The sequence below is a fragment of the Immundisolibacter sp. genome, from assembly GCF_028696615.1.
In the GTDB taxonomy this organism is placed as follows: Bacteria; Pseudomonadota; Gammaproteobacteria; order Immundisolibacterales; family Immundisolibacteraceae; genus Immundisolibacter.
This window is the reverse complement of record NZ_JAQVGQ010000056.1, coordinates 1-12971: the sequence shown is the minus strand read 5'-3', so window position 1 is coordinate 12971 and position 12971 is coordinate 1. Positions and strand designations below refer to the sequence as shown.

Annotated in this window: 13 protein-coding genes and 1 pseudogene; 10 read left to right on the top strand and 4 right to left on the bottom strand. The window is 70.0% G+C overall.

Annotated features, from left to right (window positions below; translation table 11 throughout):
* Window positions 1-170: pseudogene (locus tag PHC73_RS13925) on the top strand (UDP-N-acetylmuramate:L-alanyl-gamma-D-glutamyl-meso-diaminopimelate ligase); the annotation flags it as partial.
* A 1-nt stretch (window position 171) separates the two neighbouring features.
* On the top strand, window positions 172-783 hold the full coding sequence (locus PHC73_RS05625; RefSeq protein WP_300125488.1) for an LON peptidase substrate-binding domain-containing protein: 612 nt from the start codon (window positions 172-174) through the stop codon (window positions 781-783).
* Between the two features lie 145 nt (window positions 784-928).
* Here the strand turns inward: PHC73_RS05625 and dapD are convergent, their stop codons facing one another.
* From dapD to map, 4 genes are read right to left on the bottom strand one after another with little or no spacing between them, the layout of a single operon-like run.
* Window positions 929-1747: a 2,3,4,5-tetrahydropyridine-2,6-dicarboxylate N-succinyltransferase gene (dapD, locus tag PHC73_RS05620; protein ID WP_300125486.1), complete on the bottom strand. Its 819-nt coding sequence runs from the start codon at window positions 1745-1747 to the stop codon at window positions 929-931.
* 40 nt (window positions 1748-1787) lie between these two features.
* Window positions 1788-2978: a succinyldiaminopimelate transaminase gene (gene dapC, locus PHC73_RS05615; protein WP_300125483.1), complete on the bottom strand. Its 1191-nt coding sequence runs from the start codon at window positions 2976-2978 to the stop codon at window positions 1788-1790.
* 18 nt (window positions 2979-2996) lie between these two features.
* A complete protein-coding gene (gene glnD / locus PHC73_RS05610) occupies window positions 2997-5693 on the bottom strand; it encodes a [protein-PII] uridylyltransferase (protein WP_300125481.1) in 2697 nt (898 codons plus the stop codon).
* Complete coding sequence (gene map, locus PHC73_RS05605; RefSeq protein WP_300125479.1) at window positions 5690-6460, bottom strand: type I methionyl aminopeptidase; 771 nt, start codon at window positions 6458-6460, stop codon at window positions 5690-5692. Before map ends, glnD begins: the two co-directional genes overlap by 4 nt.
* Window positions 6461-6655: 195 nt before the next feature.
* On the opposite strand from map, the gene rpsB reads away from it, so the two are divergent.
* The 8 genes from rpsB to rseP form a co-directional block, all read left to right on the top strand.
* On the top strand, window positions 6656-7387 hold the full coding sequence (gene rpsB / locus PHC73_RS05600) for a 30S ribosomal protein S2 (RefSeq protein ID WP_300125476.1): 732 nt from the start codon (window positions 6656-6658) through the stop codon (window positions 7385-7387).
* Window positions 7388-7528: 141 nt separating this feature from the next.
* A complete protein-coding gene (gene tsf / locus PHC73_RS05595) occupies window positions 7529-8404 on the top strand; it encodes a translation elongation factor Ts (RefSeq protein WP_300125474.1) in 876 nt (291 codons plus the stop codon).
* Between the two features lie 6 nt (window positions 8405-8410).
* Window positions 8411-9142: a UMP kinase gene (pyrH, locus tag PHC73_RS05590; protein ID WP_300125473.1), complete on the top strand. Its 732-nt coding sequence runs from the start codon at window positions 8411-8413 to the stop codon at window positions 9140-9142.
* 13 nt (window positions 9143-9155) lie between these two features.
* A complete protein-coding gene (frr, locus tag PHC73_RS05585) occupies window positions 9156-9713 on the top strand; it encodes a ribosome recycling factor (protein WP_300125471.1) in 558 nt (185 codons plus the stop codon).
* A 6-nt stretch (window positions 9714-9719) separates the two neighbouring features.
* A complete protein-coding gene (gene uppS / locus PHC73_RS05580) occupies window positions 9720-10469 on the top strand; it encodes a polyprenyl diphosphate synthase (RefSeq protein ID WP_300125470.1) in 750 nt (249 codons plus the stop codon).
* 147 nt (window positions 10470-10616) lie between these two features.
* Window positions 10617-11435, top strand: coding sequence for a phosphatidate cytidylyltransferase (locus PHC73_RS05575; protein ID WP_300125469.1), 819 nt, complete (start codon window positions 10617-10619; stop codon window positions 11433-11435).
* Window positions 11436-11438: 3 nt separating this feature from the next.
* Window positions 11439-12614: a 1-deoxy-D-xylulose-5-phosphate reductoisomerase gene (locus PHC73_RS05570; protein ID WP_300125467.1), complete on the top strand. Its 1176-nt coding sequence runs from the start codon at window positions 11439-11441 to the stop codon at window positions 12612-12614.
* Window positions 12608-12971, top strand: a 364-nt coding sequence (gene rseP / locus PHC73_RS05565) for an RIP metalloprotease RseP (RefSeq protein ID WP_300125465.1), incomplete at its 3' end; no start/stop codon positions are given. The genes PHC73_RS05570 and rseP, both read left to right, overlap by 7 nt.

The window sequence follows — 12971 nt, the reverse complement described above, 5'->3', positions numbered from 1 at the left end:
ATGTGCCGCGCAGCGGCGGCTTTTTCGACGGCGCCCAAGCGCTGGTGGATGCGCTCGCGGCGGCGGCGCGGCCGGGCGACCACATCCTTTTGATGAGCAATGGCGCCTTCGGCGGCGTGCATGCCAGACTGACGCAGCGCCTGCGGCAGGCCAACAGCGGAGCAACCTGACATGCCCGAACTGCAAACCTTCACCCTGCCGGTATTCCCGCTCGGCAGCGTGCTGTACCCCGGCGGCCTGCTGCCGCTGCGCATCTTCGAGCCACGCTATCTCAGCATGGTGCGCGAGTGCCTGCGCGAGCGGCGCGGCTTTGCCGTGTGTCTGATCAGCGAGGGCCGCGAAACCGGCCAGGCGGCGCGCTTTCACCCGGTCGGCACGCTCGCGCAGATCGAGGACCACGACCAGGACGCCGCCGGCATGCTGCACATCACCGTGCGCGGCGAGCAGCGCGTGCAGGTGGTGGCCAGCCGCGTGCGGGCCGACCAACTGATCCTCGGCGACGCCGTGCGGCTGGAAGCCGAGCCCATCACCGGCATCGCCGAGCGCCACCGGCCGCTGGTCGACCTGCTGCGGCAGGCCATGGAGGAATACGACCCCGACTTCGGCCGCGCCGAGGAACTGATGGACGCCTCCTGGGTCGGCTTTCGCTTGGCGGAACTGCTGCCGCTGCCGCCCGCCCGCCGCCAGTGGCTGCTGGAATTGACCAACCCCACGCTGCGGCTCGAAGCGCTGGCGCAGTTCATCGACGAACTGCGCACCGGGGATGAGATGCGCAAGCGGTGACGAAGTGAGCCGGCACGCGGATCAGTTGCGGAACACGGAAGGCGGATCACGATCCGCCTTCCGGCGGGTTATGAGTAACCCACGGAAGGCAGATTAGGGAGAGCGAAAAAAAGAAAGCGCCGACACAGTCAGCGCATCCCCGACATCAATCCCGCAGCAATGCGTTGATGCCCACCTTGGCGCGGGTTTGCAGGTCCACGCGCTTGACGATGACGGCGCAGTAGAGGCTGTGACTGCCGTCGGCCGCCGGCAGGCTGCCGGGCACTACCACCGAGCCGGCGGGCACGCGGCCGTAGCTGATTTCGCCGGTTTCGCGGTTGTAGATCTTGGTGCTCTGGCCGATGAAAACGCCCATCGACAGCACGGCGCCGCGCTCGACCACCACGCCTTCGACCACTTCCGAGCGGGCGCCGATGAAGCAGTCGTCCTCGATGATGGTCGGTGACGCCTGCAGCGGCTCCAGCACGCCGCCGATGCCGACGCCGCCGGACAGGTGCACGTTCTTGCCGATCTGCGCGCACGAGCCGACGGTGGCCCAGGTGTCGACCATGGTGCCGCTGTCCACGAAGGCGCCGATGTTGACGTAGCTCGGCATCAGCACCACGCCGGGGGCGATGTGGGCGCCGCGGCGCACGGTGGCGGGCGGCACCACCCGCGCGCCCTGGGCGGCGAATTCGGCCTGCCCGAAGCCGGCGAACTTGGTCGGCACCTTGTCGAAAAAGCGCGTGAAGCCGCCGTCGATGACGGCGTTGTCGGCGATGCGAAACGACAGCAGAACGGCCTTCTTGAGCCATTCGTTGACGTGCCAGCCTTGGGCCGTCGGCTCGGCCACGCGTGCGGTGCCGGCGTCGAGCAGCGCCAGCGCCTGCTCCACCGCATCGCGCACCGTGGCGCTCACGTTGGCGGGGGTGATTTCGGCGCGCGCCTCGAAAGCGGCGTCGATGGTATCGATCAGGTCCTGCATGGGGTCGATGATTCCTTGGGGTACGAAAAACGAAGCGGCTTCAGCCGGCCAGCGCCCGCGCCAGACGCGTCATGGCCTCGCCGCAGTCGGCCTCGTCGGCCACCAGCGCCAGGCGCACATGCCCGGCGCCGGGATTGTGGCCGGCATCGGTGCGCGCGAGGTAACTGCCGGGCAGCACGCGCAGGTTGAACTCGGCGTACAGCCGACGGGTGAAGGCCAGGTCATCGCCGCCCGGCACCGGCAACCACAGGCAAAAACCGCCTTCGGGCAGTGCAACGCGTCCGCCGAGCGCCGCCACCGCCGCGGCGAGCTTGCGCCGATACAGCGCGCGGCTGTCGATGACGTGCGCCTCGTCCGCCCAGGCGGCGGCGCTCGCGGCCTGCACGTAGTCCGGCAGCGCGCAGCCGTGGTAGGTGCGATACAGGCCAAAGCGCTCGATGAGGCGTGCATCGCCGGCCACGAAGCCCGACCGCAGCCCGGGCACGCTGGAGCGCTTGGAAAGGCTCTGAAACACCAAACACCGGTCGAAGGCATCGAGGCCCAGCGCCCGGCAGGCGGCGAGGATGCCGACCGGCGGCGCCGCGTCGTCGGGATAAATCTCCGAATAGCACTCGTCGGACGCGATGACGAAATCGTGCCGCTGCGCGAGCTCGACGAGCTGTTTGAGTCGGTCCAGCGTCAGCACGCGCCCGGTCGGGTTGTGCGGCGAGCAGACGTAGAGCAACTGCACGTCGCGCCACACGGCGTCCGGCACGGCGGCGAAGTCCGGCGCGTAGCCGGCATCCGCGGTGCAGGGAAAGTAGAGCGGCGCGGCGCCGGCCAGCAGCGCCGCGCCTTCGTAGATTTGGTAGAAGGGATTGGGCATCGCCACCCGCGCGCCGGGCGCGCGGTCCACCACGCACTGGGCGATGGCGAACAGCGCCTCGCGCGTGCCGCTCACCGGCAGCACCTGGCGCGCCGGATCGACGGCGCCGGCCGCAAGGCCATGCCGGCGCACGAGCCAGGCGGCGATCGAGGCGCGCAGCGCGTCCGAGCCGGCCGTTTTGGGATAGCGGCCCAGGCCGTCGAGGTTGGCGATCAGCGCCTCGCGGATGAAGGCCGGCGGCGCGTGGCGCGGCTCGCCGATGGACAGATCGACCGGCGCCAGGCCCGCCGGCGGCCGCACGTCCGCCAACAGCCCCCGCAGGCGCTCGAACGGATACGGTTGCAGGGCGGCGAGGCCGGGATTCATGGCAACGGAAACCCGCGCTCAGGCCGCCGTGGCCTGCTCGTCCAGACGCCGCGCCAGCTGCGCGCGCAGCCGGTCCAGGCGCGCGGCGTCGGTGACGGCATGCCCGTCGGCGTCTGTGATGAAAAACGCATCCTCGGCGCGCTCGCCGTAGGTGTTCACGCGCGCGTTCTGCAGCACCAGATCGCATTCCGCGAACGCCTGCGCCACTTGCGACAGCAGGCCCGGGCGGTCTTTGGTGATCAATTCGACCACCGTGCGGTCGCGCCCCAGATCGGTCGCAAACGACACCTCGGTGGCGACCTGGAACGCCTTGTGCTGGCGGCTGACGCGCCGCCCGGGCGCATGCAGCGGCAGCGGGTCGGCCTGCAGCGCCTCGCGCAGCGCGGCGCGGATGTCGCGCCGCCGCGCCGGGTCGGACACCGGCTCGCCGTTGAGATCGCACACCATGAACGTATCCAGCGCATAGCCGTCGCGGCTGGTGTAGATGCGCGCGTCGACGATGTCCAGCGCCAGCCGGTCCAGCGTGGAGGTGATGGCCGCGAACAAATACTTGCGGTCGCGCGTGTAGACCATCACGCCGGTGCTGCCGCGGTCCGGAAAGTCGCGTGTCGCCACCACGGTGGGTTGATCGCCACGCGCGCGCAGGATGTGCTTGGCGTGCCAGGCGATTTCCTCGGCCGTGAAGCGCAGGAAATAGTCGTCGTCCAGGCGATCCCAGAACTGCTCGCACTGGCGCGGGTCGAGCTGCTCGTCCGGCAGCAGCTCGGCGGCGCGCCGGCGCACGTCGAGCGCCTGCTCGTGGGCATCGATGGGGCTGCCGAGTCCGCGCCGCAGCGCCCGGCGCGTGGCCAGGTACAGCGCCGACAGCAACGAGCCTTTCCAGGAGTTCCACACCGTAGGTCCGGTGCCGCGCATGTCGGCCACGGTCAGCAGGTACAGGTAGTCGAGGTGCAGCTGGTCGCCGACGGTGGCGGCAAACGCGCGTATCACCTCCGGGTCGGCGATGTCCTGGCGCTGCGAGACCTTGCTCATCAGCAGGTGATGGCGCACCAGCCAGGCCACCAGCCGGCAGTCGAATTCCGGCAGCCGGTGCAGCCGGCAAAACTCGTACGCCTCGCTCTCGCCGAGCACCGAGTGATCGCCGCCGCGGCCCTTGGCGATGTCGTGGAACAGCGCGGCCAGATACAGCAGCTCGGGCTTGGGGATGTTCGGGAACACCTGATAGCCGAGTTCCAGCGCCGGGATTTTCTCGTCCGGGAAGGCGTAGCTGCGCGCGTTGCGCAGCACGAACAGGCTGTGCTCGTCGACCGTGTAGACGTGGAACAGGTCGTGCTGCATCTGCCCCACCACCCGCCCGAAGGCCGGGATGTAGCGCGCCAGCACACCGTAGCGGTGCATGCGCTGCAGCTCGTGGCCGATGCCGTGCGGCTGGCGGATGATCTCCATGAACAGGCTGGTGCAGCGGATGTCGGCGCGAAACGCGTCGTCGATCAGGTGCAGGTGCTTGCGGATCAGGCGCACCGTGCCGGCGCGCACGCCGCGCACGTGATGGCGGTGCTGCTGCAGCAGCAGAAAGATCTCCAGCAGCGCAAACGGGTAGCGCCGGAACACGCCAGCGTCGCGCGCCTCGATGAAGTCCTTGCGGATCTGGAAGCGGCTGTTCAGCGGCACGGCGCGATCGCTGCGCCGGGCGAGCAGGATTTCTTCCTCGAAATGCGCCAGCAGCATTTCGTTCAGACGCGACAAGCCCTTCACGGTGCGGTAATAGCGCTTCATGAACTGCTCGACCGCCAGGCTCTGGTCGGTATCCCGGTAGCCGAAGCGGCGCGCCAGCTCGCGCTGCTGGTCGAACAGCAGCAGATCGTGCTTGCGCCCGGCCAGCAGGTGCAGGCCGTTTCTCACCTGCGACAGAAACTCCTGGCCGTCGATCAGCAGCGCGTACTCGTCCTGCTCCAGAAAACCGTGCTCGACCAGCTCGTGCAGCGTGCGGGCGCCGAAATGGCGCTTGGCCACCCAGCCGATGGTGTGAATGTCGCGCAGGCCGCCCGGACTTTCCTTGACGTTCGGCTCCAGCTTGTAGGCGGTGGCGTCGAACTTGTCGTAACGCGCCCGCTGCTCGGCGAGCTTGGCGGCTAAGAACTTGCGCGTCGGCCACATCTGCCCCGGGCCGGTGCGCCGGTTGAGCTGGTCGAACAAGGCCGCGTCACCGGCCAGCAGGCGTGCCTCGATCAGCGCGGTGGCGATGGTCACATCGCGCCGCCCCTCGTCCACGCACTGGCGCAGGCTGCGCACGCTGGCACCGACATCCAGGCCCGTGTCGTACAGAAACGTCACGAACCGCGCCACCGGCTCTGCCATGCGCCGGATATGCTCGGCACGCGCCGCCAGGATCAGGATGTCGACGTCGGAGCAGGCGTGCAGCTCGCCGCGCCCATAGCCGCCCACCGCCACCAGCGCCAGGCGCTCGGCACCCGGCACGTCGGCCAGCTGCGCCGCCCAGATGCGCCTGAGCAGGAAATCGACGAAGGCGGTGCGCGCCTGCACGATCGAGGTGCCGGCCGGCTCGCGGTCGTAATACGCGCGCAGACGGTCGGTGAACAGCTGGCGCAGCTGGCGGCAGGTGGCGGGGCTGACGCCGTGCGCATCCAGCACGGCGCCGATCGCCGCCGCGTCGAACAGCGGCGCGCCGGCCTCGGGGGACGGCAGCGCGCTCAAGGCGGCGTCTCGCCGTCCCGCAGCGTCAGCACCTCGACACCGTCGTCGGTGACCAGCACCATGTGTTCCCACTGCGCCGACAGGCTGTGGTCCTTGGTCACCACCGTCCAGCCGTCGGCCAGCAACTTCACGTGGCGCTTGCCGGCGTTCAGCATCGGCTCGATGGTGAACACCATGCCCGGCTCGAGCGTGAGCCCGGTGCCCGGTATGCCGTAGTGCAGCACCTGCGGCTCTTCGTGGAACTGCCGCCCGATACCGTGCCCACAGTACTCGCGCACGATCGAGTAATTGCGCGCCTCGGCGTAGGTCTGGATGGCGTGCCCGAGATCGCCCAGGCGCGTGCCCGGACGCACTTGGCGGATACCCACCCACAGCGCCTGGTAGGCGGTCTCGCACAGCCGGCGCGCCTGGATGGACGGCTCGCCGACGTAGAACATGGCGCTGGTGTCGCCGTGGTAGTCGTCCTTGATGACGGTCACGTCGATGTTGACGATGTCGCCGCGCTTGAGCGGCTTGTCGTTGGGGATGCCGTGGCAGACCACGTGGTTCACCGAGGTGCAGATCGACTTCGGGAAACCGTGGTAGCCCAGCGGCGCCGAGCGGGCACCCAGCACCTCGGTGGTGTGGCGCTCGCAGATGTCGTTCAGCTCATCGGTGGTGATGCCCGGCCGCACGTGCGCACCGATCATCTCGAGCAGCTGCGCGGCCAGGCGACCGGCCACGCGCAGCGCCTCGATTTCCTGTGGGGTCTTGATGGAGACGGTCATGGCCCTTGGCGAGCGGCGCCGAAGTAAAAGGCATCGGAATGTAGCAGCCGGCGCGCACGCCGGTAAACCGGCCGATTGTCCACCCGGCCGATCGGTGCTATAAATCGCGCCCCTGACTGCGGGTCCTGTGCCCGCGGGCTGCCCAGGCTTTGGCAGTCATCCACTTTTTTCAAGAATCGCGGAGCGTTTTGGCTTATGGCTGGAGTTTCCATGCGCGACCTGCTGGACGCGGGCGTCCATTTTGGTCATCAGACCCGCTACTGGTCGCCGGCCATGGCCCCCTACATCTACGGGGCGCGCCAGAACATCCACATCATCAACCTCGAACGCAGCCTGCCGATGCTGCAGGAAGCGATGAACTTCCTGGGCAAGGTGGCGGCCCGCGGCGGCACGGTGCTGTTCGTCGGCACTAAGCGGCAGGCGCGCAAGCTGGTCGAGCAATACGCCACCGCCTGCGGCATGCCGTACATCAGTTACCGCTGGCTCGGCGGTTTGCTCACCAACTACCGCACCGTGCGCAAGTCCGTGGACCGGCTGATCGACCTCGAGACGCGCATCGAGATGGGGCGCACCGCGAATTTGAGCAAGCGCGAGCTGCAGCTGCTGACCCGTGAGCGCGACAAACTGGCGCGCAGCGTAGGCGGCATCCGCAACCTCAAGGGCATGCCCGACGCGCTGTTCGTGATCGACACCGGCTACGAACACATCGCCGTCGACGAAGCCAACCGCCTGGGCATCCCGGTGGTGGCGGTGGTCGACACCAACAACCGCCCCGACAAGATCGACTACGTCATCCCCGGCAACGATGACTCCATCCGCGCCATCGAGCTGTACCTCAGCCAGGCCGCGGAAGCCATCCGCAACGGTCGCGCCGCGCTGGCGGCCGGCGGCAGTGACGACTTCATCGAAGTGGTCGACGCCGGCTGAGCGCGCGCGACGCGGCGGCCCGGCCGCGCGGCGCGCCAGCGTTTTCTTTCATACTTCCAAAGAGGGGCTCGTCCCCTCTTTTTTTGCCCGGATGCCCGGCCCTCGTCAGGTTGCGGCGTCCCAGCACGCGAGGACATTGACATGAACATATCCGCAGCACTGGTCAAGGAAATGCGCGAGCGCACCGGGCTCGGCATGATGGAGTGCAAGAAGGCGCTGACCGAAACCGGCGGCGACATCGAGGCCGCCATCGACCTGATGCGCAAGGCCGGCGCCGCCCGTGCCGACAAGAAGGCCGGGCGCATCGCCGCCGACGGCGCCATCATCCTGACGGTGAGCGCCGACGGCCGCACCGCCGCCCTCACCGAGGTCAACTCGGAAACCGACTTCGTGGCCAAGGACGACAACTTCCTGGCCTTCGCGCGGGCGGTCGGACAACTGGTGCTAGAACAGGCGCCGGCCGACGTCGCACAGCTGTCGGCGCTACCGCTCGGCGAGGGCACGGTCGAGGAGGCCCGCCAGCAACTGGTGGCCAAAATCGGCGAGAACATCCGCGTGCGTCGCTTCGTGCGTCGCCATACCGACACGGGCGTGATCGGCAGCTACCTGCACGGCTCGCGCATCGGCGTGCTGGTCGAACTCGACGGCGGCGATGTCGCGCTGGCGCGCGACATCGCCATGCACGTGGCCGCCAGCCGGCCGCTGTGCGTGTCGGCCGAGCAGATTCCGGCCGAGGTGCTGGCGCGCGAGAAGGAAATCTACGACGCCCAGGCGGCCGAATCCGGCAAGCCGGAAGACATCCGCGCCAAGATGGTCGAGGGTCGCCTGCGCAAGTACGCGGCCGAGGTCACGCTGCTCGGCCAGCCGTTCGTCAAAGACCCGGAAATCACCGTCGAGCAGCTGCTGAAAAAGGCCAAGGCCAAGGTGCTCGGCTTCGATCGTCTCGAGGTCGGCGAGGGCATCGACAAACAGGCCGACGACTTCGTCGCCGAAGTGATGAAGCAAGCCCGCGGCTGATCCGTCATGGCCGCCTCGCCGCCTGCCTACACCCGCATCCTGCTGAAGCTCAGCGGCGAGGCGCTGGCCGGCGGCCGCCCGCACGGCTTCGAGCGGGCCGCCATGCAAGCGGTGGCCGACGAGCTCAAGCCGGTGCTCGAAGCCGGCGTGCAGGTGGGCCTGGTGGTCGGCGGCGGCAACCTGTTCCGGGGGCTGCCGGCGGCGGCCGAGGGCGCCGATCGCGCCACCGCCGACTACATCGGCATGCTGGCCACGGTGATGAACGCGCTGGCCCTGCATGAGGTGCTGCAGGCCAGCGGCATTCCGGCGCGGGTGATGTCGGCCCTGCCGGTCACCGGCGTGGCCGAAGCCTACGTGCGCGTCAAGGCGCTGCGGCACCTCGAAGTCGGCCGCGTGGTGCTGTGCGCCGGCGGCATCGGCAATCCCTACTTCACCACCGACACGGCGGCCTGCCTGCGCGCCATCGACATCGGCGCCGGACTGCTGCTCAAATCCACCAAGGTCGACGGCGTGTACGATGCCGACCCGCTGCGCAACCCGCACGCCCGTCGCTACGAACGCCTGGATTACGACGAAGTGCTGGCGCGGCAGCTGGGCGTGATGGACGCCACCGCGGTGGCACTGGCGCGCGAGCACGCGCTGCCGGTGCGGGTGTTCGACATGAACAGCCGCGGCGCGCTGGCGCGCATCGTGCACGGCGAGCCGATCGGCACGCTGATGGCGCCCACCGAGGCTTGAGCGGAGACAACCCATGATCGACGACGTGCGCAAAGACGCCGAGCAGCGCATGGCCAAGAGCGTCCATGCCCTGCAGGAAGAGCTGAAAAAAGTCCGCGCCGGCCGCGCCCATCCGGGCCTGCTGGACCAGGTCCACGTCAACTATTACGGCACCGACACGCCGCTGCGCCAGCTGGCCAACGTCAGCGCCGAGGACGCGCGCACGCTGCTGGTGTCACCGTTCGACAGAAACTCCGTGGCCGCCATCGACAAGGCGATCCGCGAGTCGGACCTGGGCCTGAACCCGTCCACTGCCGGCACCACCATCCGCGTGCCGCTGCCGGCACTCACCGAGCAGCGACGCAAGGACCTTATCAAAGTGGTGCGCGCCGAGGGCGAGGCCTGCCGGGTCGCCATCCGCAACATACGGCGCGACGCCAACGCCTCGCTCAAGGACCTGGAGAAGGAAAAGCTCATTTCGGCCGACGAGCTGGCGCGCGGTGAGGCCGACATCCAGAAACTGACCGACCGCTTCGTGGCCGAGGTCGAAGCCCTGCTGGCGGCCAAGGAAGCCGACCTGCTGGAAGTCTGAGCGGGCGTGACGACCGCGCCCACAACCCAGCCGCCGCGGCACCTGGCCGTCATCATGGACGGCAACGGCCGCTGGGCGCGCCAGCGCCACCTGCCGCGTGTGGCCGGCCACCGGGTCGGCGCCCGGGTGGTACGGCGCGTGGTGGAAGAGTGCGCGCGCCGCGGCGTAGGCCACCTGACCCTGTTCGCCTTCAGCAGCGAGAACTGGCGTCGCCCGGCCGACGAGGTGTCGGTACTGATGGAGCTGTTCGTGCGCGCCCTGCGTGACGAGGAACTGCGGCTCCAGGAACACGACGTGCGGCTGTCGGTGATCGGCGAGCGCGGCGCGCTGCCGGCGCGCCTGCAGGACGCCATCGCCCGCGTCGAGGCCCGCACCGCCGACTGCCGCGGCCTGCACCTGCACGTGGCCGCCAACTACGGCGGACAGTGGGACATCGTGCAGGCGGCGCGCTCGCTGGCGGCGGCCGCGGCCTGCGGCGCGCTCGCGCCAGACGCCATCGACGAAGCCGGCTTCGCCGCCCGTCTGGCGCTGGGCAGCGCGCCGCCGGTGGACCTGCTGATCCGCACCGGCGGCGAGCTGCGCATCAGTAACTTCCTGCTCTGGCATCTGGCCTATGCGGAGCTGTACTTCACCGACACGCTGTGGCCGGATTTCGACATCGCCAGCCTGGACCAGGCGCTGGCCTGGTACGCCGGGCGCGAGCGGCGTTTCGGACGCACCGGCGAGCAGGTGCAGGCCGGCGCGGCCGGGGCCTGACCCGATGCTGAAAAATCCCAGCGCCGGAATTCTTCAGCGCGCCGCGTTTGCCTGCGTGCCCGCGGCGCGCTGCGCCAAACGAGCGGCTTCGGCCGCCCGCGCGCCGACCGTCCCGCCGCTGGCCTTTCGCGCCCGAGCCCGCAGCGCATGACCCCACGCCTGCCCTGGATCCGACTGCTGACGGCGCTCGCCCTGCTGGCGGCGATGCTGCTGCTGTTGTGGCGCGGCAGCGTGGTCGGGGTGCTCGGCGTGTTCGCTGCGGTGGCGCTGCGCGCCGGCTGGGAATGGGCCGCGCTGTGTCCGGGCCTCGGTGGCGCCTGGCGCGGCGGACTGCTGGTGGCGCTGGCGGCACTGCTGGCCGGGTTGTACGCCCTGCCCGCGACCTGGACCGCGCCGGCGCTGCTCGCCAGCCTCGTCTGGTGGGTGGTGGCGCTGGCGCTGGTGCGCCGCTACCCCGCCCTGCCCCGCTGGCTCGACCGGCCGCTGCCACAGGCCGGCATCATCGTGCTGGCGCTGGCGACCGCCTGGCTGGCGCTGGCGCGCCTGGCCGACGCTCACCGCGGCCAGCTGCTGCTGTGCCTGGCGCTGGTGTGGGCGGCGGACAGCGCTGCGTTTCTGGTCGGCCGCCGCTACGGCCGGCGCAAGCTATCCCCGCAGGTCAGCCCCGGCAAGACCGTCGAAGGGCTGTGTGGCGGGCTGGCCGGGGCGGCGCTGACCGGCCTCATCGCCGGTCTACTGTGGCGACTCGACGGCTCACGGCTGGCCGCGCTGGTTGCGCTCACCACGCTGTGCGCGGCCGTGTCGGTGGTCGGTGATCTGACCGAAAGCCTGTTCAAGCGGCGCGCCGGCGTGAAGGACAGCAGCCACCTGCTGCCCGGCCACGGCGGGGTGCTGGACCGCATCGACGCCTTGATCGCCGCCGCGCCGCTGTTCGCGCTCACGGTGCCGCCGCTGGTGGGGAGCTGACGCGTGCGCGGCGTGGCCCTGCTCGGCGCGACCGGCTCCATCGGCGACAGCACGCTGGCGGTGCTGGCCATGCACCCGGACCGCTACCGGCTCGAGGTGGCAGCGGCGCGGCGCAACGTGTCGCGCATGGCCGAAATCTGTAAGCAGTTCCAGCCGCCGGTGGCGGTGCTCACCGACCCCGCAGCGGCCGCCGAGCTGCGCCGCCGGCTCGGCGACGGCCCGACGCGCGTGCTCGGTGGCGCGGACGCTCTCGAAGCGGTGGTAGGCGCACCGACGGTGGACGTGGTGGTGGCCGGCATCGTCGGCGCGGCCGGTCTGGCCTCGTCGCTGGCGGCGGCCGAGGCCGGCAAGACGCTGCTGCTCGCCAACAAGGAAGCGCTGGTGATGGCGGGTCCGCTGTTCATGGCGGCGGTGCGCCGCGGCGGCGCCACGCTGATCCCGATCGACAGCGAAACCAACGCCATGTTCCAGTGCCTGCCGGGCTACCGCTGCGGCGAGCCGGCGAGCGCGCACGGCGTGCGGCGCTTGCTGCTGACCGCGTCGGGCGGGCCGTTCCTGCGCACCCCGGGCACCGAACTGGCGCAGGTCACGCCCGAGCAGGCCTGCGCCCACCCGCGCTGGGTGATGGGCCGCAAAATCTCGGTCGACTCGGCCACGCTGATGAACAAGGGCCTCGAAGTCATCGAGAGCGCCTGGCTGTTCGCGCTGCCCGGCGACGCCATCGAGGTGGTGGTGCATCCACAAAGCGTGGTGCACTCGCTGGTCGAATATTGCGACGGCTCGGTGCTGGCGCAGCTGGCGAGCCCCGACATGCGCGTGCCGATCGCCCACGCCCTGGCCTGGCCGCAGCGCCTGAGCTCCGGCGCCCGCGCGCTCGACCTGTTCGACGTGGCGCGGCTGGAGTTCGAACCGCCGGACCGCACGCGCTTCCCGTGCCTGGACCTCGCCTACCGGGCGCTTGCCGCCGGTGGCACGGCCTGCACGGTGCTGAACGCGGCCAACGAAGTCGCGGTTCAAGCGTTTCTGGATGGCCGGATCGGCTTTGCCGACATCGCGGCGCTGGTGGCCGCCGCGCTCGAGGCAGCATCCGCGACGCCGGCCGACAGCCTCGAGGCGATCCTCGCCGCCGATGCGGCGGCGCGCCGGTTCGCCCTGTCCTGGGTGCAGTCGCGATGCTGAACGTGCTGTGGTCGGTGGGCGCCTTCTTGATCGCCATCGGCGTGCTGGTGAGCGTGCACGAGTACGGGCACTTCTGGGCCGCCCGCCGGGCTGGCGTGCGCGTGCTGCGCTTCTCGATCGGCTTTGGTAAGCCACTGTGGCGGCGCGTGGACCGGCACGGCACCGAATACGTCATCGCTGCGCTGCCGCTCGGCGGCTACGTCAAGATGCTCGACGAAACCGAGGCGCCGGTGCCGCCTGCGCAGGCGCATCAGGCATTCAACCGCCAGCCGGTGGCGGCCCGCATGGCCGTGGTGGCGGCCGGGCCGGTCGCCAACCTGCTGCTGGCGCTGGTGTTCTATTGGGCCATGTTCATGA

What these genes read in the sequence shown, in the direction of transcription:
- PHC73_RS05625 (WP_300125488.1), top strand. Translation starts at nt 172, where the DNA reads ATGCCCGAACTGCAAACCTTCACCCTGCCGGTATTCCCGCTCGGCAGC.
- dapD (WP_300125486.1), bottom strand. Translation starts at nt 1,747, where the DNA reads ATGCAGGACCTGATCGATACCATCGACGCCGCTTTCGAGGCGCGCGCC.
- dapC (WP_300125483.1), bottom strand. Translation starts at nt 2,978, where the DNA reads ATGAATCCCGGCCTCGCCGCCCTGCAACCGTATCCGTTCGAGCGCCTG.
- map (WP_300125479.1), bottom strand. Translation starts at nt 6,460, where the DNA reads ATGACCGTCTCCATCAAGACCCCACAGGAAATCGAGGCGCTGCGCGTG.
- rpsB (WP_300125476.1), top strand. Translation starts at nt 6,656, where the DNA reads ATGGCTGGAGTTTCCATGCGCGACCTGCTGGACGCGGGCGTCCATTTT.
- tsf (WP_300125474.1), top strand. Translation starts at nt 7,529, where the DNA reads ATGAACATATCCGCAGCACTGGTCAAGGAAATGCGCGAGCGCACCGGG.
- pyrH (WP_300125473.1), top strand. Translation starts at nt 8,411, where the DNA reads ATGGCCGCCTCGCCGCCTGCCTACACCCGCATCCTGCTGAAGCTCAGC.
- frr (WP_300125471.1), top strand. Translation starts at nt 9,156, where the DNA reads ATGATCGACGACGTGCGCAAAGACGCCGAGCAGCGCATGGCCAAGAGC.
- PHC73_RS05575 (WP_300125469.1), top strand. Translation starts at nt 10,617, where the DNA reads ATGACCCCACGCCTGCCCTGGATCCGACTGCTGACGGCGCTCGCCCTG.